The sequence below is a fragment of the Capnocytophaga haemolytica genome, from assembly GCF_001553545.1.
Taxonomy (GTDB): Bacteria; Bacteroidota; Bacteroidia; order Flavobacteriales; family Flavobacteriaceae; genus Capnocytophaga; species Capnocytophaga haemolytica.
Map to the genome: position 1 here is coordinate 2,049,719 of NZ_CP014227.1, position 20,701 is coordinate 2,070,419.

At 46.4% G+C, this 20,701-nt stretch carries 23 protein-coding genes; 11 read left to right on the forward strand and 12 right to left on the reverse strand.

The features are described from left to right. Positions 1 to 13: 13 nt before the first annotated feature. Positions 14 to 598: a 5-formyltetrahydrofolate cyclo-ligase gene (locus tag AXF12_RS09190; RefSeq protein WP_066430495.1), complete on the forward strand. Its 585-nt coding sequence runs from the start codon at positions 14 to 16 to the stop codon at positions 596 to 598. Here AXF12_RS09190 and AXF12_RS09195 read toward each other — a convergent pair. After that, positions 559 to 1,296: a shikimate dehydrogenase family protein gene (locus AXF12_RS09195; RefSeq protein WP_066430501.1), complete on the reverse strand. Its 738-nt coding sequence runs from the start codon at positions 1,294 to 1,296 to the stop codon at positions 559 to 561. The two genes, AXF12_RS09190 and AXF12_RS09195, sit on opposite strands and share 40 nt — an antisense overlap. A gap of 3 nt (positions 1,297 to 1,299) precedes the next feature. Continuing rightward, positions 1,300 to 2,547 carry an ABC transporter permease gene (locus AXF12_RS09200; protein ID WP_066430503.1) on the reverse strand — a complete coding sequence of 416 codons (1,248 nt, stop codon included), beginning with the start codon at positions 2,545 to 2,547 and terminating at the stop codon, positions 1,300 to 1,302. 91 nt (positions 2,548 to 2,638) lie between these two features. Here AXF12_RS09200 and purH point away from each other — a divergent pair, with 91 nt between their 5' ends. Both purH and AXF12_RS09210 read left to right on the forward strand, forming a co-directional pair. Further along, positions 2,639 to 4,171: a bifunctional phosphoribosylaminoimidazolecarboxamide formyltransferase/IMP cyclohydrolase gene (purH, locus tag AXF12_RS09205; protein WP_066430506.1), complete on the forward strand. Its 1,533-nt coding sequence runs from the start codon at positions 2,639 to 2,641 to the stop codon at positions 4,169 to 4,171. Positions 4,172 to 4,268: 97 nt separating this feature from the next. Beyond that, entirely contained in the window at positions 4,269 to 5,006 is a 738-nt protein-coding gene (locus tag AXF12_RS09210) for an MlaE family ABC transporter permease (RefSeq protein WP_066430508.1), read from the forward strand. A gap of 80 nt (positions 5,007 to 5,086) precedes the next feature. Here the strand turns inward: AXF12_RS09210 and AXF12_RS09215 are convergent, their stop codons facing one another. Both AXF12_RS09215 and AXF12_RS09220 read right to left on the reverse strand, forming a co-directional pair. Further along, positions 5,087 to 5,428, reverse strand: coding sequence for a hypothetical protein (locus AXF12_RS09215; RefSeq protein ID WP_066430509.1), 342 nt, complete (start codon positions 5,426 to 5,428; stop codon positions 5,087 to 5,089). A gap of 97 nt (positions 5,429 to 5,525) precedes the next feature. Continuing rightward, positions 5,526 to 6,371 carry a hypothetical protein gene (locus tag AXF12_RS09220; protein WP_066430511.1) on the reverse strand — a complete coding sequence of 282 codons (846 nt, stop codon included), beginning with the start codon at positions 6,369 to 6,371 and terminating at the stop codon, positions 5,526 to 5,528. A 424-nt stretch (positions 6,372 to 6,795) separates the two neighbouring features. Between AXF12_RS09220 and dapB the strand changes: the two genes are divergently transcribed. The 4 genes from dapB to AXF12_RS09240 are packed head-to-tail and all read left to right on the forward strand — an operon-like array spanning position 6,796 to position 10,543. Continuing rightward, the gene (gene dapB, locus AXF12_RS09225) at positions 6,796 to 7,494 is read left to right on the forward strand and encodes a 4-hydroxy-tetrahydrodipicolinate reductase (protein WP_066430513.1); all 699 of its coding nucleotides are present in this window, start codon (positions 6,796 to 6,798) and stop codon (positions 7,492 to 7,494) included. Then, positions 7,491 to 8,321 carry a Cof-type HAD-IIB family hydrolase gene (locus tag AXF12_RS09230; protein WP_066430515.1) on the forward strand — a complete coding sequence of 277 codons (831 nt, stop codon included), beginning with the start codon at positions 7,491 to 7,493 and terminating at the stop codon, positions 8,319 to 8,321. The genes dapB and AXF12_RS09230 overlap by 4 nt, the downstream gene beginning before the upstream one ends. A 46-nt stretch (positions 8,322 to 8,367) precedes the next feature. Next, complete coding sequence (gene lepB / locus AXF12_RS09235; RefSeq protein WP_066430517.1) at positions 8,368 to 9,906, forward strand: signal peptidase I; 1,539 nt, start codon at positions 8,368 to 8,370, stop codon at positions 9,904 to 9,906. Between the two features lies 1 nt (position 9,907). Then, positions 9,908 to 10,543 (forward strand): WbqC family protein, encoded by a 636-nt coding sequence (locus AXF12_RS09240; RefSeq protein WP_066430518.1) that lies wholly within the window; start codon positions 9,908 to 9,910, stop codon positions 10,541 to 10,543. Positions 10,544 to 10,779: 236 nt separating this feature from the next. On the opposite strand, the gene AXF12_RS09245 is transcribed toward AXF12_RS09240, so the two are convergent. The 5 genes from AXF12_RS09245 to AXF12_RS09265 all read right to left on the reverse strand — a co-directional run bounded on the left by AXF12_RS09245 (position 10,780) and on the right by AXF12_RS09265 (position 13,666). Further along, positions 10,780 to 11,010 (reverse strand): hypothetical protein, encoded by a 231-nt coding sequence (locus AXF12_RS09245; protein ID WP_066430519.1) that lies wholly within the window; start codon positions 11,008 to 11,010, stop codon positions 10,780 to 10,782. 390 nt (positions 11,011 to 11,400) lie between these two features. Next, positions 11,401 to 12,015, reverse strand: a complete 615-nt coding sequence (locus AXF12_RS09250; protein WP_066430521.1) for a fumarylacetoacetate hydrolase family protein — start codon at positions 12,013 to 12,015, stop codon at positions 11,401 to 11,403. Positions 12,016 to 12,044: 29 nt separating this feature from the next. Beyond that, positions 12,045 to 12,662 carry a DUF4230 domain-containing protein gene (locus AXF12_RS09255; protein WP_066430522.1) on the reverse strand — a complete coding sequence of 206 codons (618 nt, stop codon included), beginning with the start codon at positions 12,660 to 12,662 and terminating at the stop codon, positions 12,045 to 12,047. Positions 12,663 to 12,679: 17 nt separating this feature from the next. After that, positions 12,680 to 13,054, reverse strand: a complete 375-nt coding sequence (gene crcB / locus AXF12_RS09260; RefSeq protein WP_066430523.1) for a fluoride efflux transporter CrcB — start codon at positions 13,052 to 13,054, stop codon at positions 12,680 to 12,682. A gap of 9 nt (positions 13,055 to 13,063) precedes the next feature. Further along, positions 13,064 to 13,666, reverse strand: coding sequence for an NUDIX hydrolase (locus AXF12_RS09265; RefSeq protein WP_066430524.1), 603 nt, complete (start codon positions 13,664 to 13,666; stop codon positions 13,064 to 13,066). Positions 13,667 to 13,671: 5 nt separating this feature from the next. Between AXF12_RS09265 and pyrE the strand changes: the two genes are divergently transcribed. Genes pyrE through aroC form a run of 4 tightly spaced genes read left to right on the forward strand, consistent with a single transcriptional unit; the run spans position 13,672 to position 16,623 of the window. Further along, positions 13,672 to 14,313, forward strand: coding sequence for an orotate phosphoribosyltransferase (pyrE, locus tag AXF12_RS09270; RefSeq protein ID WP_066430525.1), 642 nt, complete (start codon positions 13,672 to 13,674; stop codon positions 14,311 to 14,313). A gap of 21 nt (positions 14,314 to 14,334) precedes the next feature. Then, positions 14,335 to 15,111 carry a DUF695 domain-containing protein gene (locus AXF12_RS09275; protein WP_066430527.1) on the forward strand — a complete coding sequence of 259 codons (777 nt, stop codon included), beginning with the start codon at positions 14,335 to 14,337 and terminating at the stop codon, positions 15,109 to 15,111. Between the two features lie 55 nt (positions 15,112 to 15,166). Next, positions 15,167 to 15,559, forward strand: a complete 393-nt coding sequence (locus tag AXF12_RS09280) for an orotate phosphoribosyltransferase (protein ID WP_066430529.1) — start codon at positions 15,167 to 15,169, stop codon at positions 15,557 to 15,559. Further along, positions 15,559 to 16,623 (forward strand): chorismate synthase, encoded by a 1,065-nt coding sequence (gene aroC, locus AXF12_RS09285; protein ID WP_066430531.1) that lies wholly within the window; start codon positions 15,559 to 15,561, stop codon positions 16,621 to 16,623. Before AXF12_RS09280 ends, aroC begins: the two co-directional genes overlap by 1 nt. Positions 16,624 to 16,672: 49 nt before the next feature. Here the strand turns inward: aroC and AXF12_RS09290 are convergent, their stop codons facing one another. The 3 genes from AXF12_RS09290 to alaS form a co-directional block, all read right to left on the reverse strand. Next, positions 16,673 to 17,389 carry a 3'-5' exonuclease gene (locus AXF12_RS09290; RefSeq protein ID WP_066430533.1) on the reverse strand — a complete coding sequence of 239 codons (717 nt, stop codon included), beginning with the start codon at positions 17,387 to 17,389 and terminating at the stop codon, positions 16,673 to 16,675. A gap of 64 nt (positions 17,390 to 17,453) precedes the next feature. Beyond that, on the reverse strand, positions 17,454 to 18,029 hold the full coding sequence (locus AXF12_RS09295; protein ID WP_066430535.1) for an acyl carrier protein phosphodiesterase: 576 nt from the start codon (positions 18,027 to 18,029) through the stop codon (positions 17,454 to 17,456). Then, positions 18,026 to 20,659: an alanine--tRNA ligase gene (alaS, locus tag AXF12_RS09300; RefSeq protein WP_066430537.1), complete on the reverse strand. Its 2,634-nt coding sequence runs from the start codon at positions 20,657 to 20,659 to the stop codon at positions 18,026 to 18,028. The genes AXF12_RS09295 and alaS overlap by 4 nt, the downstream gene beginning before the upstream one ends. Positions 20,660 to 20,701 lie beyond the last annotated feature (42 nt).

The window sequence follows — 20,701 nt, forward strand, 5'->3', positions numbered from 1 at the left end:
TTCCAGCGCATTTATGACTAAAAAAGAACTACGCAAGCACTATATGCAGTTGCGTTTGGCTCTTACGCAAGAGCAGCGCGATAACCTAAGTATGCAAATCGCTAATCGCCTGCTCACTCTGCCAATATGGGATAAGAGTACTTACCACATCTTCTTGACAGTGGAGCGACTGGGCGAGATCAATACGGAGTACCTCTTGGATATTCTCTACGGGAAGGATAAAAATGTGGTAGTGCCTAAGATGCACACTAAAGAGAAGCGCCTTAGCAGTATCTTGCTGACAGAGCAGACGCTCCTGCGCCTCAATAGCTGGGGCATTGCTGAGCCCGATGGAGGTATTGAAGTACCCCCTAATGCGATAGAGGTAGTATTTGTGCCACTACTGGCTTATGACCGTCAAGGAAACCGCGTAGGCTACGGCGGGGGCTACTACGACCGCTTTCTATCAGAATGTAAGGATGAGACTTTGAAGGTGGGGCTTTCTTTTTTTCCTCCTGAGGACGATATGAGTGCAGTGATGTCACCTACGGACATTACGTTGGATTATGTTGTTTTTCCTCAGGGTTGTCTCCATATTCCCCAAGCAGCTTCGGCTTGAAGTTCAAGCATTTGCTGACCGTTGCAGATGTGTGCTCCTTTTGCAGCTCCTTTCTGTAAGAATGTCGTTTTTTCAGGGTTGTAAATGAGGTCATACAATAGGTGTGCCTCAGTGAGGTGCTGGTAAGGCAGCGGTGGACAGGCTTCTGTGTTAGGAAAAGTACCCAGCGGGGTGCAATTGATAATTAGAGTATATTTTTTGAGTAAGGAACCGTTGAGGTCGGTGTAGGCAAACTGCCCAAGGTGAGGTGTGCGCGATACAAAGCGGTAAGCGATACCTAAACTTTTGAGCACATAAGCCACTGCCTGCGAAGCTCCTCCTGTACCTAAAATAAGGGCGTGGGTGTGCTGCGGTTTGAGCAGTGGTTTCAGGCTTTCGGCAAAGCCATAGGCATCGGTGTTGTAGCCCACTAAACCTTCGGGGGTTATTTTTACGGTATTTACCGCCCCAATAGCCTCTGCCACAGGATCAATAGAGCTAAGCAACGGCAGTATATCACGCTTATAAGGAATGGTAACATTAAAGCCCCTGAGATGAGGGTGTGCGGCGATGAGCGCAGGTAATTCTTCAATGCGCTGAATATCAAAATTGACATACTGACAATCGGCAAGCCCTTCGCGTTGAAACTTTTCAGCGAAGTAGGCTCTTGAGAATGAATAGGCGATGTTGCGCCCTACGAGTGCGTAAAGGTTTTTCATATATTATTGTCCTGTTCTAATGGCTTCTACGGGGTTGAGGCGTGCGGCTGACGAGGCGGGGATAATACCCGAGAGTAGCCCTACGACAAAGGAAATGCCCAGCCCTATGGCGATGTTCTTAAAGGAAAGGATAAAATGGAAGGTCTCGCTGATGCCCGAGAGTGCAAAGGTGAGCAACCATACCAATAGGAGCCCAGCTAAGCCCCCAATGATTGCCAAGAGCACTGCCTCAAAGAGGAATTGGAAGAGAATAAATTGGTTCTTTGCCCCGAGCGATTTTTGTACGCCGATGAGGTTCGTACGTTCTTTGACGCTTACGAACATAATGTTAGCAATGCCAAAGCCTCCCACAAGGATAGAGAAGCCCCCTATAATCCAACCGATGAGGTTCATCATACTGATGGTCTCATCGATCATATCGGTAAAGGAAGAGACTTTGTTGAGGAAGAAGTTGTCGATCTGTTCAGGTTTTAAGCCTCGCATTGTGCGGACGCGTGCGCGGAGGGTCTCCTCGTAGGCGATGGCATCGGTGCCCTTCTTGGGTTTAAAGGTAACGGCGGCAGGGTAACCATTGGGACCTGTGGGGATAAACGTACGCACAAAGTTGGCGTCTGTATAGGCCTTCTCATCGGTATCATCGCCCATATCACCGTAACGTTTCAGTACCCCTACGACCCGCATCTTGCGACCAAAGGCACGTATTTCTTTGTCCAGAGGCTCTTCACTGCCAAAGAGTTGCTGTGCGATATTGTGTCCAAGTACAATCACTGCACTGCCTGTATTGGCTTCTGTATCCGTAAAGAAACGCCCTTTGGCGATCTTAATGTCATTGAGCATTTCCACCCCTGCACTCACGGCTTCTACCGAAACATTTTCTATGGTTTTCCCACCGTATTTTAAGCTACTATTTACACCAAATATTTGGTAAACCACTACCTCTGTGTTGGTCATTTCGCGTTGCAACTGCTCAAACTCTTGGTAGGTAACTTGCGGAAACTGAAAGCGCTTCCACTGAGGCACATCCGTAGGGGCGAAGGAGAATTTGCAGAGGGTGATCATATTCTTATCCAAGCCCGAGAGCTGGTCTTGGATCATCTTGTTGAGTGAATCCACCGCAGCGAGCACTGAGATGATGGAGAAGATGCCCACCGTTACCCCCAGTAGCGAAAGGACAGTGCGCAGCTTATTATCGCGCAAGGATTTGATGGCGAAGTTAAAGCTCTCTTTAAGTAGTTGTAAATAAATAAACATAAGCGATGGCTGTAATTTTTTTTAAACTTTATAGGCGTTATCTCGTAAAAAAGTATTATTTTTGTAGCCAAAATTAAGACATTTATTTCAAATGAGCACTACAAAACAAGCAAAATCTGCATTGATATCTGTCTTTGACAAGACAGGTTTAGAACCTATTGTGCACAGAATGAAAACTTTAGGCATCACTATTTACTCTACTGGCGGTACTGAAAGTTTTCTTAAAAATCTCGGAGTTGAGGTTATTCCCGTGGAGAGTGTTACCGATTATCCCTCTATTTTAGGAGGGCGAGTGAAGACGCTGCACCCTAAAATCTTTGGCGGTATTCTCAACCGTCAAGACAACGATAATGATGTAGAGGAGATGAAGCAATATACCATTCCACAGATTGACATTGTAATTGTAGATTTGTATCCATTTGAAAAGACCGTGCACTCAGGGGCAAGTGAGGCTGAAATCATTGAGAAGATTGATATAGGCGGCATCTCGCTCATACGGGCAGCCGCTAAGAATTTTGCCGATGTGCTGTGTATTTCCTCTGTGAATCAGTATGATGCCCTCTTGAATATATTAGTAGAGCAACACGGGGCTACTACCCTTGAAGAGCGTCGCCACTTTGCAGCTGAGGCTTTTGCAGTCTCTTCACATTACGACACGGCGATATTCAACTATTTTAACCAAAAGGAGCAAATACCTTGCCTTAAGATTAGCGAGAGCGAGGGGCAAGTGCTCCGCTACGGTGAGAACCCCCACCAGAAGGGCGAGTACTATGGCAACCTCAACGCTCTCTTCAAGAAGATGCACGGCAAGGAACTCTCTTACAACAACTTGCTTGATATAGATGCAGCTGTAAACTTAATGGCAGAGTTCAGCCACGATGACCCTACCTTTGCAATTCTCAAACACAACAATGCCTGTGGAGTGGCTACTCGAAAGACAATCGCTGAGGCTTACCAAGCGACACTTGCAGGCGACCCTGTGTCAGCTTTTGGGGGAATACTCATCTCCAATACGAAGATAGACTCAGCTACTGCAGAGCTCATTCACCCGCTTTTCTTTGAGGTGATTATCGCCCCTTCGTATAGCGATGAGGCTCTCACCATCTTAGAGCAAAAGAAGAACCGCATTATCCTTGTGAAGCGTTCGGCTGACTTGCCTAAAATGAGCCTACGCTCTTGCCTGAATGGCTATCTCGTGCAGGAAAAAGACCTAAAGACAGATAAGGAAGAGGACATTACTTATGTAACATCTGCCAAGCCTACTGTCAAAGCTATGGAGGATCTGCTCTTTGCCTCAAAGATATGCAAACACAGCAAGTCCAACACCATTGTGCTGGCTAAGGATAAGCAACTCATCGCCAGCGGGGTAGGGCAAACCAGCCGTGTTGATGCCTTAAAGCAGGCTATTGAAAAGGCTAAGGAGTTTAAAGCCGACCTTCGTGGGGCTGTAATGGCAAGCGATGCCTTCTTCCCTTTCCCTGATTGCGTAGAAATCGCTTACAATGAGGGTATTAAGGACGTAATTCAACCTGGAGGCTCTGTTAAAGACCAAGAGAGTATTGACTTCTGCAACCATCACGACGTGGCAATGGTATTTACGGGAATACGACACTTTAAACATTAGGATAAGTAGAGAGAAGCGAGAAACAAGTAGCAAGACAACGATAACACTCATTACTCTCTATTCACTACTCATTACCCATTAAAAAAATCATTAGATAATGAAACACATAGCAGCGGTTGGGGGCTATTTTATTATGCTCTACGACATATTTCGCAAGCGCACGCGTTGGTCAATCACCAAGGATTTAATACTTAGGGAGATCGACGACCTCATCTTTGGCTCTATAGGCATAGTAGCCTTCATCTCCTTCTTCGTAGGGGGTGTAGTAGCCGTACAAACAGCCTTGAATATCGACAATCCTTTTATACCAAAGTACCTCATCGGGTTTGCTACACGGCAATCCATTGTGCTGGAATTTGCTCCTACCTTCACGGCGATTATCCTCGCTGGTAAGATAGGCTCTTTCGTTACTTCAAGCATCGGTACGATGCGCGTAACCGAGCAGATCGATGCCTTAGACATTATGGGGGTAAACTCTGTCAATTACTTGGTATTTCCGAAGATAGTAGCCTTGATGCTCCTGCCTTTCCTCATCGCTCTGGGGATGTATCTCGGGGTGCTGGGCGGATGGGCAGCCTCAGTGATGAGTGGCTATACCACCTCAAGCGAGTTCGTGCAGGGGGTACAGTACGACTTCAAGGCCTATAGCCTCGTCTATGCCTTTACCAAGACTATTGTCTTTGCCTTCTTCTTGGCTACCATCCCTTCCTATCACGGCTATTATATGAAAGGGGGCGCCCTCGATGTGGGTAAGGCAAGTACCGTCTCCTTCGTATGGACGAGCATCGTGATTATACTCTCTAACTCAGTGATTACGCAGTTGTTCTATACCTAATCAGAGTTTAGTAGATAGCCGTTAAAAATCAATGGGCTAACACACCAATACGTCAGCGGTGTGTTAGCCCATTTTAATTGCTACGGGTGGTGTCGCCTTATTGCATCATTATAAGAGTAATTATAGATAATCCAAAAAAGCACTACGTAGAAGGCTATACTCACAAGATAGCAAATAGCTGCGTAACATAGCAGTCGGAAGCCTTTACGCTCTTTCTTAAAGATAAACCGCAACACCAAGTGATAAAGATAATACAGCGGAAAACCAAAGAGCAATAGAAGCAGCAATACAGCCTCAACCCCAATGAGCAAGCGCATAAAGCTATTCGCAGCATCAAAAATAACACACAGCAACACCCCTACAACACTTATCCCCATTAGCCATAGTGAGCACTTTGCGATCTCTGTACTGTAATCTTTCATAACAAAAACCTTTATGACGGCAAAGTTACCATAAATCACCCATATAGCCAAAAAAAGAGGCTAAAAAGCCTCTCCTATTAATCTTTACTTTACACTCTTAAAACCGCCAAGTCCAGCCAATACCAAGCACAGTTTCAAAGAAGAAGAAATCGTGTTGCGCCTTGTCTGCAATGCTGTAAGTAGTGCGCACGTCGTACATATTAATGTAGCCTCCTTTCAGCTCGCCTACAATGAGCAAATGCTTTAAGAACGTAAGGTGCAAGCCCGCTTTGGCATTCACACCCACCCCAGCAATATGAAACTCATCGTAACGCTCCTTCTTGAGCAACTTAGTGTTAGAACGCGGATAAACCATACCAAAGCCAAGACCCTCAGTGAGTTGTACTTGGAAAGCATCGGTGTTTCTGATGCCAAACAAGCGTGAAATATCATCTACACGCGCCCCTTCAAGCACCACGTAATTAAGCCCATCTGTATGCTCAAAAGTCAGGAAATCCTCAGTGAGCACCTTCTCCGCATTGTTGTAAACCCCATCGTGGGCAGTGCCCGAGTTATTGATATACCCATTCATACGCACCATCTGATCCTGCTTCATCACATACTTCATATGGTCTACCCCCGCCGAAATATAGTAGTGATCACTCACAAAATAGCCCAAATGCACATTCGTCTGCGGAATAGTCATACGCAAAGGGTTGATATAGTCGATATGCCATCCCTTGGGCTTATCCACCGCCTCCACATCGTAGATCGTAAAATCGTAATCCGCACCCTTAAAGCGGATGTCCGAATTGGTGTAATAATCACGGTTACCACCCCAAAACAGGAAAAACTTACCCTTGTTATGGTCGGTATACATCTCTGGATTGCTGAGCTTGTTCTGAGCAAAACTCGTTAGGAATGAGATACTTACTACTACCAATAGCAATAAAATTCTCTTCATTAGTGATTCTTTTAGTTATTTTGAGGGCGCAAAAGTAGCATTTCGCACCAAACTACCAAAATAAAACCATTAAAAAATACGAAAAAGTATAAAATCGCCCTACCCCTACCCTACCCCACTACCCCCTAATCAAAGGCCGAAACAACCCACCCCTCCTCACAGAAAAATTTTCTTTCGAGCTCATCTCGAACACTACTCGAACACATCCCGAACACATCTCGAACACATCTCCCACCTTTTTAGACTCGTCTAAAATCTAATTAAAGGTCAATATAAGGAAAAATAAACTTAAATACATAAAATTTCCAGAAATGCACCTTAATGCAATTTCTCTCTATTTTTCACAAAGATTTCACAAATCATTTTGATAACTCAGCCAAATGTCGTACCTTTGCACCTCACAATAGAGATTGACCAGTAAGATATGAAAATAGCTTTATTAGGATACGGAAAAATGGGCAAAGCCATTGAGCAAATCGCCGTGGAGCGCGGGCACGAAGTGGTCTTGAAGATCGATAAGGACTCCGCGCCTTACAATATTGAGGAAGCTGAGGTTGCTATCGAGTTTAGCACCCCCGCTACCGCCTTTGCTAACATCACCAATTGCATCACTCACCAAGTGCCTGTGGTTGCGGGCACTACGGGTTGGCTTTCCGACTATGACAAAGCCGTAGAGCTATGCCAGCAGCACCACAGTGCCCTGCTCTACGCCTCCAATTTCAGTGTGGGCGTAAACGTTTTCTTCGCCCTCAACAAGATGCTTGCCAAGCTGATGGCTCCCCTGAAGGACTACGATGTCGCTATTGAGGAAATCCACCATACGCAGAAGCTCGACGCCCCCAGCGGCACTGCCATCACCCTTGCCGAGGGCATCATCGCACACTCCGACAAGGTGGGATGGAAGCTCGGCAATGCCCCCAAAGATGAGATACCCATAGAAGCTAAGCGCATCGGCGATGTGGCTGGGATACACAGCATTACCTACCGTAGCGAGGTCGATACCATCGAGATAAAACACTCCGCACACTCGCGCAAAGGCTTCGCCATAGGTGCCGTGATGGCAGCCGAGTGGATCGCTGGTAAAAAAGGTATATTCACTATGAACGACGTCTTGGGAATATGAAGCAGTACCAGATTATCTTCTCCGACGTAGACGGTACGCTCCTCAACAACGAGCGCGGACTTTCACACAACACCATTTCAGCTGTAAAACACCTCAAGGGGCACATCCCCTTTGTGCTGGTATCCTCGCGAATGCCCAAGCAAATGGAGTACCTACAGCGACAATTAGGGATCCTTGAGCTGCCTCTGATCGCTTACAACGGTGCCTTAGTGCGAGAAGGCGAGCAAGTGCTGCACTCCACCGAGATACCCTTAAGCATCGCAGAGCAGATCGTCCTACACAATGAGGAAACCTTTGACGGACAGATACACATCAGCCTCTACCACAACGACCTCTGGTATGCCCCTGCCGACGACTTCTGGGCAAAGTGCGAAGCCCATAACACACGCACTGAGCCTCAAATCCTCTCCAACAGAGCCGCCATCGAGCAGTGGAAAGCCGAGGGCGTAGGCGTTCACAAGCTGATGCTAATGGGTGAAGAAGCCCTCATCGACGAGATGTTTCGCCTCCTTATTGAGCAATTCTCCAGCGACTTGCATATCTATCGCGGCAAAGAGACTTACATCGAGGTATCAGATGCTAAAGTCTCCAAACTCACAGGAATAAAGCTCCTCCTTGAGAAGAAATACCATCTCCCATTGAGCGCAGTAGTTGCTTTTGGTGATAATTACAACGATCTTGAGATGATAGAAGGTGTGGGATGTGGCGTAGCTGTTGCCAATGCTCGTCAGGAAGTAAAGCAAGTTGCCGATTACATCACTACACATCACAAAGAAGACGGCGTAGCGCACTTTTTAAAGGAACATTTAGTAGCAAATCAAAAATAAAGTCCTACTTTTGCAAAATCATTATTCATAAAAAGAAATCACACTTATGATATACGTTTACATCATCGTAATTACCCAAATCCTCAACGGATTATTCTTCTGGAAAGGCTATGAGAAAGCCGGCTACAAGGCGTGGCAGGCGTTCGTGCCGTTTTACAACACCGTCATCTTCTTGCGGATCATCTCGCGCCCGTGGTGGTGGGTATTCCTACTGTATTTGCCCGTGATCGGCAACATTATGGTCGTGGTGATGACCTACGAATGGCTCCACGTCTTCGGGTACCGCAAGAAACGCTACACCCTGCTCTCCCTCCTCACCTTAGGGCTCTTCGCCGCTTACGTTAGCTACCTGCCCAGTGCCACTTATGTGGGCAAAGACGTGGAGGTCATCAAGAAAAACGTCTCTTCGTGGGTCAGCGCAGTGATTTTCGCCGTGGTCGCAGCCTCGGCAATCCATACCTACTTCATCCAGCCCTATATGATACCTTCTTCCTCCTTGGAAAAGACGCTTTTAGTGGGCGACTTCCTCTTTGTAAGCAAAATCCACTACGGGGTGCGCGTGCCGATGACGCCGCTTTCCTTGCCAATGGTGCACGACTCCGTCCCGCTGATTGGCACAAAGTCCTATCTAAAAAGCCCACAGTTGCCTTACCTTCGATTGCCAGCCCTGCAAAAGGTACAGCGCAATGATATTACTGTATTTAACTGGCCGACAGATACCGTACGCTTCTTCCGTGATCAATCAAAGATACATATTGATAAACCAATCGATAAGAAATCTAACTACGTGAAGCGCACAGTTGCCGTACCTGGCGATCGACTTGAAATACGCGCTGGCGATGTTTATATTAACGGTGCGAAAGAGCGATATCCCGTTCGAGCAAAGCTCCAAACCTCTTATTTTGTTACCGTAAAGGATGGGCTACAGCTCGATCCTTATACGCTATATAAACAGCTGGGCGCGACAGATGGATTGTTCCGTTATCAAGAAAACGTATACCTCATTCCATCGCTCACAGACCTTGCCGCAAGTCAGTTGAGGCAATTCCCAGGGGTGGTATCCGTGGAGAAACAACTCGAAAAGGCCGGCGTATATAACCCAGCGATATTCCCACATAGCGAGCGATTCGCTTGGAATGAAGATAATTACGGACCTGTTACCATACCTCAAAAGGGAACTACCGTGGCGCTTACTACGGATAACTTGCCCCTCTATCGACGTATCATTACCGTGTATGAACATCACCAATTGGCTGTGAAAGATGGACGAATCCTCATCGATGGTAAGCCAACCGATAAGTATACTTTCGCACAGGATTATTATTGGATGATGGGCGATAATCGACATAATTCAGAGGACAGTCGTTTTTGGGGATTCGTTCCCGAAGATCACATCGTGGGCAAACCAGTGCTGGTATGGATGAGTTTAAATCGCAATGAATCAGGGTTACGTAAGGTGCGTTGGGAGCGACTTTTCACCACCGTTAATGGAGAAGGAGAACCCGTTTCCTATCGTTACTACGTCTTCGCCCTACTTGGATTATGGGCTGCGTATAGTCTACTGAAGAAAAAGAAAAAAGAATAATATGCTGCGACAAGTCGTTATACATCCTACTTATTTCCCTTCGATTGCCGCATTCCACGTAATGCTCAATAACTTGTGTATCCTCGAGGTAAGCGACAATTACCAGAAGCAAACCCTTCGAAACCGCGCTTATATCTATGGTGCGAACGGCAAGCAGATGCTCAGCGTGCCCATAAAACACGTTGGGGGCGAAACCGGAAGGCAGTATTACAAGGACGTCAAGGTGGAGAACCACTTCCCTTGGCAGCGGCAACACTTCAAAAGCCTTGAGACCGCCTACCGCACTTCGCCTTACTTCGAGTACTATGAGGATGAGCTCGCCCCCCTCTTCGAGAAGCATTACGATTACCTCTTGGACGTGAATATCGACACGGTGGAAACCCTTCTGGCGTGTATGCAGATCGATATCAACTTTTCGCGCACTTCCACCTATGAGGAGCACCCCTCGGGCGTACAAGATTACCGCTTTCTCAGCACGGCGAAGAAGCCCATCGAGGTGGAGGCACCGCCCTACCATCAGATTTTTGCCGACAAACACGGCTATATCGCCAATCTCTCAGTGTTGGACTTGCTTTTCCACGAGGGACCCAACGCCGAAATCTACCTCAGAGATGTCCGCATACTTACTGAGGCTTAAAATAAAATCGATTTTCTTCAATTTTTGTTAAATTAATCTGAAAATTTGGTTAGAAACCTCCTCCTTCACCTGAAGGAGGAGTTTTTTTATGTGTAGGGAGAGTTCCTACACTTGTAGGAGGAGTTCCTACACTTGTAGGAAGAGTTACTACACTTGTAGAAGGAGTTACTACACTTGTAGGAAGATCTACTACACTTATTTTTTGACAAAAACTATTTTATTTTTGACAAAAACAGTCATTTTTTGCTCATTTTTAGGTTGAGAAAGTAAATCTCAATGTTGAGAAAGTAAATATCAATGTTGAGAAAGTGTATCTCAATGTTGAGAAAGTGTATCTCAATGTTGAGAAAGTGTATCTCAATGTTGAGAAAGTGTATCTCAATGTTGAGAAAGTGTATCTCAATGTTGAGAAAGTGTATCTCAATGTTGAGAAAACAAATCTCAATGTTTAGATTTAGTAAATCCACATTGAGCGGGAGAAAATCTACATTGATTTAGTGCTGCTACACATTAATTTAAAGAAAATCCATATTGATTTGAAGAAAAACTACCTTATTTTGTATATAAATAGGTAAGATTTGTACAAAATAAGTAGAATTATGTGATAATTGAAGTGGAGAATTGTTATCTCCAAATGGATAAGCGTTATCTCTAAGTGGAGAAGCTTTATCTCCAAGTGGAGAAGTATTATCTATAAGTGGAGAAGCGTTATCTACAAGTGGAGAAAAGCGTTCTCGATGTAATTTTAAAGAAAAACGACTTAGTTTTAAAGAAAAATGAGTAGAATTATGAAATAATCAAACTATGATACACGTTCTACAAGATTACTCATTACTCTCTACGCTCTACTCATTAGTTTATCCTTTTATTTTGAGTTTAAATACAGATGTATCACCCAAAAATCCTTCTAAAACATCGCCTACGCTAACAGGAGCGGCGCCTGCGGGGGTTCCGGTGAAGATTAAATCACCTTTGCGGAGGGTAAAGTAATGTGAAACTTCCGATACGATAGCATCAAAACCCCATAACATACGCTGCGTATTGCCATTTTGAACTGTTGCACCGTTCTTTTGAAGTGAAAAAGGCAGTGCGCAGAGGTCGCCAAGGGTTTGTTTAGGTAGAAAAGTGCCTACTACTGCCGATCCATCGAATGCCTTACCTCGCTCCCACGATAATCCAGCTTGCTGTAAGCGTGCGAGCACATCGCGGGCGGTAAAATCAAGTCCCACAGTGATTTCTTCATAATACTTATGGGCAAATCGAGGTGCGATAGCCTTTCCGTTTTGATTGATTTTCAGCACTACTTCTGCCTCATAGAGCAAGTCAGAAGTAAATTCAGGAATGTAATAAGGCAATTCGGTATTGTGAACTGCGGTATCGGGTTTGGTAAATAGCACCATCTCTGTGGGAGTTGGTGCGCCTTCTGCGGCTAATAGATCGGTGTAATTCTTACCTATACAGATGATTTTCATCGTTGGATTGCTTTAAAAGTGAAGTGTAGTTAAGGTTTCTCAATGAGTTTTAGGTCTTGCGAATCGTTGAGGGGGAGGCTGTTGTATTCGAGCGTCCATCCCATCGACTTGGTGAGCACCAGAATGTTGGAGAGCTCGGAGAGGAGACGGTTTTCGGCGTTGGACTTCAGGTTAGATGCCTCTACCTTCTTGCGGAGTTGGAGGTTCACCTTCTTGCGGATCTTCTCCACATCCTCAGCCTTAAAGGGGTTGATTTGACTTTGGCTTACGTCGTAGTATTTGAGCGTTGGGAAGATCTTGATTTCTGCCTGCGGAATGTATTTAATGACGACTTTCTTCTGCGCCTCGTCGATCTCGTATTGGAGTTTTTTCAAATCGTAAGCGACTGTAACGTCAGCATTTACTACGGTGAGTATCTTCTTATCAACGGTGAAGAGATCCATAAAGTACTTTTGGCTCTCGGTGTAGGAGATGACCTCGGCAAAGTGTCCCTCGGTTACCACCAACTTGCTAACGTTCTCGATTTGCGTCTGGATGAGTGCCGTATCAGCCTCAAGGATTTCTTTGTTTTCCTTTTTCTTAAATACAAAATAAAGTAGGGCTACTACTGCCAGGGCAGCGAGTGCTCCAAGTATAAATCTTTTCATACGAAGTTATTTTCTTGTTAAACGACTAATTTGGCTCCCAGAAAGCACATTATTATTCCTAAAACGATGCTTCCGAGGCTATAAATGAGGAATTTTAGCAGATTTCCTTCTTGTAGCAGCTGTAAAGCTTCCACGGAGAAGGTTGAAAAGGTAGTAAAACCACCTAAAACGCCTTGTAGAAGGAGTATTTGCATCTCACTAAGGGCGATCCGCTGCTTGAAATAGGCGTACCCGATGCCCATCAGCAGGCAACCGAGTAGGTTTACTGTGAAAATGCCTATGGGGAAAGCCATCGACTTTTGTAGCTTGAGGTTCACCACCCCCGCGAGGAGCATCCGCAGCACGCCGCCCGCGCCACTGCCAAGGAAAACGAGTAATGAGGCTTTGAGCATAGTGTTCTTCTATTGGTTAGAGGTCTCCTCCTCAAAGATTTGCTGGATATTCTTGTAGGAATCCTTAATAAGCAGTTTTACCTCTTCTTCATCCTTCCAGCAGACCTTTTCGATATCTTCTTCGGTTTGAGGCACAGGCTTTTTCTTGAAAGAAGTATGCATATCATACCACACCGTTTCTTTGAGAAAGTACTGTCCATCACGTTTAAAGATGTGATAAGTTGTAGTACGATAGCGGTCAATTAACAATTTCTTCACTCCAGTTTCCTCTTCCACTTCCCGAAGTGCACAAGTGGCAATATTTTCTCCTTTTTCCTTCTTTCCTTTAGGGAAGTCCCATTTTCCACGTCGATTCATAATCAGAATCTGGGATTTCTTGTTGCGCACGATGCCTCCTCCCGCTTTTATGGTAGGGATCAATTTCTTAAACTTTTTGAGAAGTTTCCCCTTTTTAGGATGAAAAAGATAGAGGCTGTCTACATCCTTTCTACTTAGTTCCGAGAGGATTACCTCAAAGGAGATATCTTTTAGCTCGAAAAATTTGTTGGTTCCGATATTTTCCCGTACATTTGTCAAAATAATAGACTTATCGTCTAAGTAAATTACACACATATATTATGATATTTAATGAGTATACCGCTAAACAAACGGCTCAATATTTATTGCAAATTAACGCAATTAAATTGAAACCAGAAAATTATTTTACGTGGGCGAGCGGTTGGCATTCGCCAATTTATTGCGATAATCGTATAATTCTCTCATATCCAGGGATTAGAGAATTTGTAGCTCAGCGAATAGTTTTACAAATACAACAAAATTATCCGCAAACCGAAGTCATTGCTGGGGTAGCTACGGGAGCGATCGGCATAGGTATGTTAGTGGCAAATCTACTTAAATTACCCTTTATATATGTTCGCCCGGAACCTAAAAAACACGGAAGACAAAACCAGATAGAAGGTTTGCTCGAAGAGAGAGCTAAGGTAATTGTTGTTGAAGATTTAATAAGCACTGGAATGAGTAGTCTTAACGCTGTACGAGCTTTAAGAGATGCTGGGGCAGATGTATTGGGAATGCTTGCTATATTTTCTTACGGATTTAAGCTATCGGAAGAGAATTTCCAGAAGGAAAATGTCATTTTACAGACGTTAAGTGATTATGATCACCTACTTAAAGCAGCCTTAAAAGAAGGGTACATTGAAAATGACGAATTGGAAACGCTTCAGGAGTGGAGGAAGAGTCCAGAAACGTGGAAAAAATAACTTACTTATAATAGACTTTTTATGGAGAATGTTAAAATACCTGAGAATTGGGCGGTCTATATCGGTGATATAGATGATAAGTCTGCGGTTTTTAGAGTGAATTTGGGGCTGGCTGAGGTCTTGCCCCTTGAGGGGTATCCCGAGGCGGTGCGGGTGAGTATTCAGCTGAAAAAGCCTGATGAGAATGGTTTTTACGATGAAGAAGAACGGGAGATTGCTTATGCTATTGACGATGCTATCGCAGCAGTGGTTGAGGCGCAGGGGGCTATCCTCGCTGGGGTGGTAACCTACCAAGGGGAAGTGGCGTGGCATTGCTATGCCGCCAATGGGAAGGCGTTGGAAGAGGCGGTAAAGGCTGTAGAGGGGCAATATTCTGACTATCCGCTTGCGGTGAAAATAGCTGCCAATGAGGCTTGGGAGGTGTATTTCGATTACCTCTACCCCAATATTTACGAGATGCAGGCAATCCAAAATGACAAAGTGAGGGATCACGCCAGAGAGGTAGGCGACCAAGTGGAGGTGCCTCGCCCGATAGAGCATTATCTCTATTTTGAAACCGACAAGGATACACAGCGCGCTGCGGATAAGATGCGCGAACTGGGCTATGAGATTATCGATGTGGGCAAGGTGGAGCCTGATGAGGAGGACGATCCTAATGCGGATTTGGGGTATCGCATCTTGGCATCGAAGGTGGGTACGCCCGTAGCTATCAACGTCGATACGTGGGATTTGGTAGATGTGGCGTTGGATAATAACGGGGAATATGATGGATGGGAAACGATGATAGTTAAGGAATAAGGAATAAGAAATAAGGAATAAGAAATAAGGAATAAGAAATAAGGAATAAGGAAGTATGGAATTAGAAAGTAAGAAAATTGTGGTGGGGAAGTCGCAAGGGGCTCTTTTTGAGCAGCTGGCGCAGGTACGGAACTTTGAACGACTGATGCCTGATAACCTCGTAAAGTTTGAGATGCTTAGGGACGATGCTTTTGTCTTTGCGCTGAAAGGTATGCCTGAAATCACTTTGGAGAAGAAGAGCGAAGTGCCTGCTACGCAGTTGGTATTGGGGGCTCCTGAGGGAAAACTGCCTTTTATGCTGACGACCAACCTGAACGCCCTGAGTGAGGACAGTACGGAGGTGCAAATGCACTTCAATGGCGACTTTAACCCGCTCATCGCGATGATGGTAAAGACGCCACTAGGAAAACTCATAGAGACGATTGTTAGTAAAATGCAGGAATTGTAATGGCAGGGAATACATTTGGCAGGTTATTTAGGCTGACGACCTTTGGTGAGTCGCACGGTGAGGCGATAGGTGGGGTGATTGACGGCTGTCCACCCAATGTGGCTTTGGATTTTGAGGCTATCCAGCGAGAACTCGATCGGCGCAAGCCAGGGCAGTCGGCTATCGTAACCCAGCGCAAGGAGAGCGATAGGGTTCGCTTCCTCTCGGGGCTATTTGAAGGGCGCACTACGGGTACCCCCATTGGTTTTGTTATTGAGAATGAAGCGCAACGCTCAGGAGATTACGACCACATTAAGGAGGTGTATCGCCCCAGCCACGCCGATTACACTTACGCACAAAAGTACGGCATACGCGATTACAGAGGTGGGGGCAGGTCCTCAGCCCGTGAGACGGCGGCTCGTGTAGTGGCGGGAGCTATCGGTAAGCAACTCCTCAAAGGCGTAAGCATCACTGCTTATACTTCTGCCGTGGGCGAAATAGCCTTAGCAACCCCATACGAGCAATTGGATTTATCGCTTGTGGAGGCGAACCCCGTACGCTGTCCCGATGTGGAGATAGCCGCGCAGATGGAGGCATACATCAAGGAAGTGCGCAAGGCGGGCGATACGGTAGGCGGGGTAGTCAGCTGTGTGGTGCAAGGCGTACCCATAGGCTTGGGCGAGCCCGTGTTTGATAAGCTCCACGCTGAGCTGGGGCGGGCAATGTTGAGCATCAACGCTGTGAAAGGCTTTGAGTATGGCAGTGGCTTTGCAGGTGCACGGATGCGTGGCAGTGCCCACAACGACCGCTTCAATGCCGATGGCACTACTCGTACCAACTACTCGGGTGGCGTGCAGGGCGGTATCAGCAATGGGATGGACATCTATTTCAACGTGGCATTTAAGCCCGTGGCAACGCTGATGCAGGAGCAAGAAGCCCTCAGCACTGACGGCAGATTGGTGGCAATGCAAGGCAAAGGCAGACACGACCCTTGTGTGGTGCCGCGAGCCGTGCCTATCGTAGAAGCGATGACGGCCTTGGTGCTGGTAGATTTTTATCTGAGGAATAAAGCAATTAAAATTTAATTATATAGGAATTCAAGCCCACCTTGATAAAGTTAAGTAACCACTCTCCTTAATCTATAATTAATATCTCATCATCCTCCAACAGCGGCTCATTGCGCAGCCTGAGCAGTATCTGTGCCACTGTGATGGTATCCTTCTCACAATAAGTCGCAATGCGGTCTATATCACTCTCTTCATAGAACACCGTCCGCACCTCACTGCCATCAATATCATCCTTAGGTGAGGGAATACCCAGTATATGTGCCAAGAGTTTCAGCGAGGTATAGTGCTTATAATCACCAAACTTCCACAACTCCAACGTATCAATGTGAGGAATCTCCCACGGTTTCTTGCCAAAGAGTTGCAACTTCTGAGGCAATGGCAACCCATTGATAATCATACGCCGCGCCACGTAAGGAATGTCAAACTCCTTGCTGTTGTGACCGCAGAGCAGCTGCTGTGCCCTGCTGTAATGTTCCTCGAGCAAGCGTGCAAAACCTTTTAAGATAGTGCACTCCTGACCCACAAAGGACTTTACCCTAAACGTGCGCTGTGCATTTCTAAACGAAAAAGCCCCCACCGATATGCAAACAATCTTCCCAAACTCTGCCCATATCCCAGCACGCTCGTAGTACTCCTGTGGACTGAACTCCTCCTTGCGCACATAGCGCGTTTTCTCCTCCCACAATGTCTGCTCCTCATTTGAAAGCTCGGCAAAATCCGCGTACTCTGGTACCGTTTCTATATCAAAAAAAAGAATATCCTCTAAACGTATCTTCTCCAGCATTGCTATTGTAAATTAGAATTGCAAAATAACACATTTGCACTGAGATATACAAACTTTTAGATTGCTATTTTAGTTTTACTCCTCCTCGCACCTCCTCAAAAAATACCCTAAACTCCGCCTCAAACGCCTCTTCTTCTGCAAAGAGCACCTCTGGGGCGTGCTGCATTCCCGATTTAAAGTCGGTGCGAGCGTCCATTTGGTGGAATGTGCGGGTGATGCCCTCCACTGTGGCATAGCGTTCCAGCCAATTGTCGCGGAGCATATAGTGCAACAAGTGCTGTGCCTCGGGCTGCAATAGCTGACAATTCTGCTGCACTGAGGTGTAGAACCGCAGCGCAAAATCGTGCAGCGATATAGGCGAATACTCCCCAAAATGCTTAGCGAGCAGATAGTCATAAAAAATATCGACTATCACCCCCGCATAGTGATTAAAGCGCGGCACCAAGCGGCGTTTGCTCTGCCTGAACACAGGGTGCGCATCGGTAAAGGTATCTATACGCCGATGCAAAAGAATACCCCGCTGCAACGCCTCGGGGTACTCCTTATACTGATTGCCACGCACTGTATCGCCAATACAATTGCCGATCGTCAACAGCGGGTCATCATCTCCTGATAAATAAATATGTGCTAAGAAGTTCATATAAATTCCACTACCTTATCGAGTGCCTCAGCAATGCCTTCGGGCTTCTTACCGCCTGCTGTGGCAAAGAACGGCTGTCCGCCACCGCCTCCTTGTATATACTTACCCAATTCGCGCACTACCTTGCCTGCGTCTAAGCCTTTGGCTGCTGCCAGCTCTTTGTTGATATAGCACAAGAGCAACGCCTTACCACCCTCTTGCTCTGCCCCAAAGAGGATAAACGCATTGGGCACCTCAGCACCGAGGGCAAAGGCCAAATCCTTTAAGGTAGCCATATCCATATCGAGCTTTTGGGTGAGGAGCTGCACACCATTCACTTCCTTAAAGGCGGCTTTCAGTTCTCCTTTCTTCTGCAACGCCTGGGCGTGCTTGAGCTCTTCTATCTCTTTGAGCAATCGTGCGTTCTCTTGTTGTAGGTGACTCACGGCTTTCACAGGGTCTTGGGCATTCTTCAAGGTGTGTTTCACGGCTGCGAGCTGCTTTTCTTGTTGCTTAAAGTGCTCTAAAGCTGCCAGCGCAGTGATGGCCTCAATACGGCGTATCCCTGCTGCTACTGCCCCTTCTGATACGATCTTAAAGTACCAAATATCACCTGTATTCTTCACGTGTGTACCCCCACAAAGCTCTCGGCTCTCACCGAATTGTATCATACGTACTTTATCGCCGTATTTCTCGCCAAAGAGTGCCATAGCCCCCTGCTCTACTGCCTGCTGAATGGGGATATTACGGTGCTCTTGTAGCGGTATCTTCTGCATAATGCGCTCATTTACTCTGCGTTCCACCTCAGCGAGTTGCTCATCGGTTAGCTTGGCAAAGTGCGAGAAGTCGAAGCGCAAACTTTGGCCATCTACCTTTGAGCCTTTTTGCTCTACGTGCGTGCCCAATACCTCTCTCAGGGCTTGGTGCAGCAGGTGGGTAGCGGAGTGATTGGCAGCGGCTAACGCACGTGCTGCGGGGTGTACCTGTGCTTGAAATGGATCGGTGAGGTTATCGGGGAGGGTTTCCGATAGGTGTACAATGAGATTGTTCTCTCTCTTAGTATCGAGGATATAGGTAATAGTACCGCTAGCATCGGTAAGCGTTCCCTTGTCGCCCACTTGTCCACCACCTTCGGGATAGAAAGGCGTAGTGTTGAACACCAATTGGTAGTATGTGCCGTCCTTTTGGCTTTCCACTTTGCGATATTTCACCAAGCGCACCACTGCCTCAAGGGTATCATAGCCGATAAATTCCTCTTCATCGTCATCGCGAAGCACCACCCAATCGTCTGTCTTCACTTGGGCTGCGGCGCGCGAACGCTCTTTCTGCTTCTGCAAATGCTCCTCAAATCCTGCCTCATCAAGGGTTAAGCCTTTCTCTGAGAGTATCAGTGCGGTGAGGTCTATCGGAAAGCCGTAGGTATCGTACAGTTCAAACGCCTTGCCGCCTGAGAGCACCTTGTCGGTGGTGTTCTGTATCATCACATCGAGCATCAAAAGTCCTTGCTCTAAGGTGTGCAGGAACGAGTTTTCTTCCTCACGAATCACATTCTCAATGAGCAACTGGTATTTCTCAATCTCAGGGAAAGTGCTACCCATTTGCGCCACAAGCGTTGGCAAGAGCTTATAGATAAAGGGTTCTTTCTGCCCCAAAAAGGTAAAGCCATAGCGTATTGCCCTACGCAGAATGCGGCGTATCACATAGCCTGCCCCATTGTTAGAGGGCAGCTGCCCATCGGCGATGGCAAAGGATACGGCGCGCACGTGGTCGGCAATCACACGGATAGCGATATTCACCGCCTCTTGCCCCTCAGTAAGGTCGGTGCCGTTGCTGTACTGAGTGCCTGTGATTTCCTCTATCTTGTGGATAAGCGGCGTAAAGACGTCTGTATCGTAGTTCGATTGTTTGCCTTGCAGCACCATACAAAGTCGCTCAAAGCCCATACCGGTATCGACGTGCTGCGCAGGCAGCTTCTCTAATGAGCCGTCTGCCTTACGATTGAACTCCATAAACACGTTGTTCCATATCTCAATCACCTGCGGATGGTCTTTATTAACGAGCTCACGCCCAGCGACTTTCTTCTTATCTTCTGCCGAACGTATATCTACGTGTATCTCGGTACAAGGCCCACACGGACCTTGGTCGCCCATTTCCCAAAAGTTATCTTTCTTATTCCCAAAGAGGATACGCTCCTCTGGCACCAGCCCTTTCCATATATCGAACGCCTCTTGGTCGAAAGGCACGCCGTCTTGCTCACTGCCTTCAAAAACCGTTACATAGAGGTTTTCTTTCGGGATACCATACACCTCAGTGAGCAGTTCCCACGCCCACGTAATGGCTTCTTTCTTAAAATAATCCCCAAACGACCAGTTGCCGAGCATCTCAAACATTGTATGGTGATAGGTGTCGCGCCCCACCTCTTCCAAATCGTTGTGCTTACCCGATACGCGTAAACACTTCTGCGTATCGGTAGCGCGCTTCATCGGCGACTTAGAGTGTCCAAGGAAATACTCCTTAAACTGGTTCATCCCCGCATTGGTAAACATAAGCGTAGGGTCGCCCTTGATGACCATAGGCGCAGATGGAACAATCGTATGTCCCTTACTCTCAAAGAATTGTAAGAATTTCTGTCGTATCTCTTGTGATGTCATTTGCTTGTCTTATCCTAAAATGAAAGCGCAAAAATAATACTT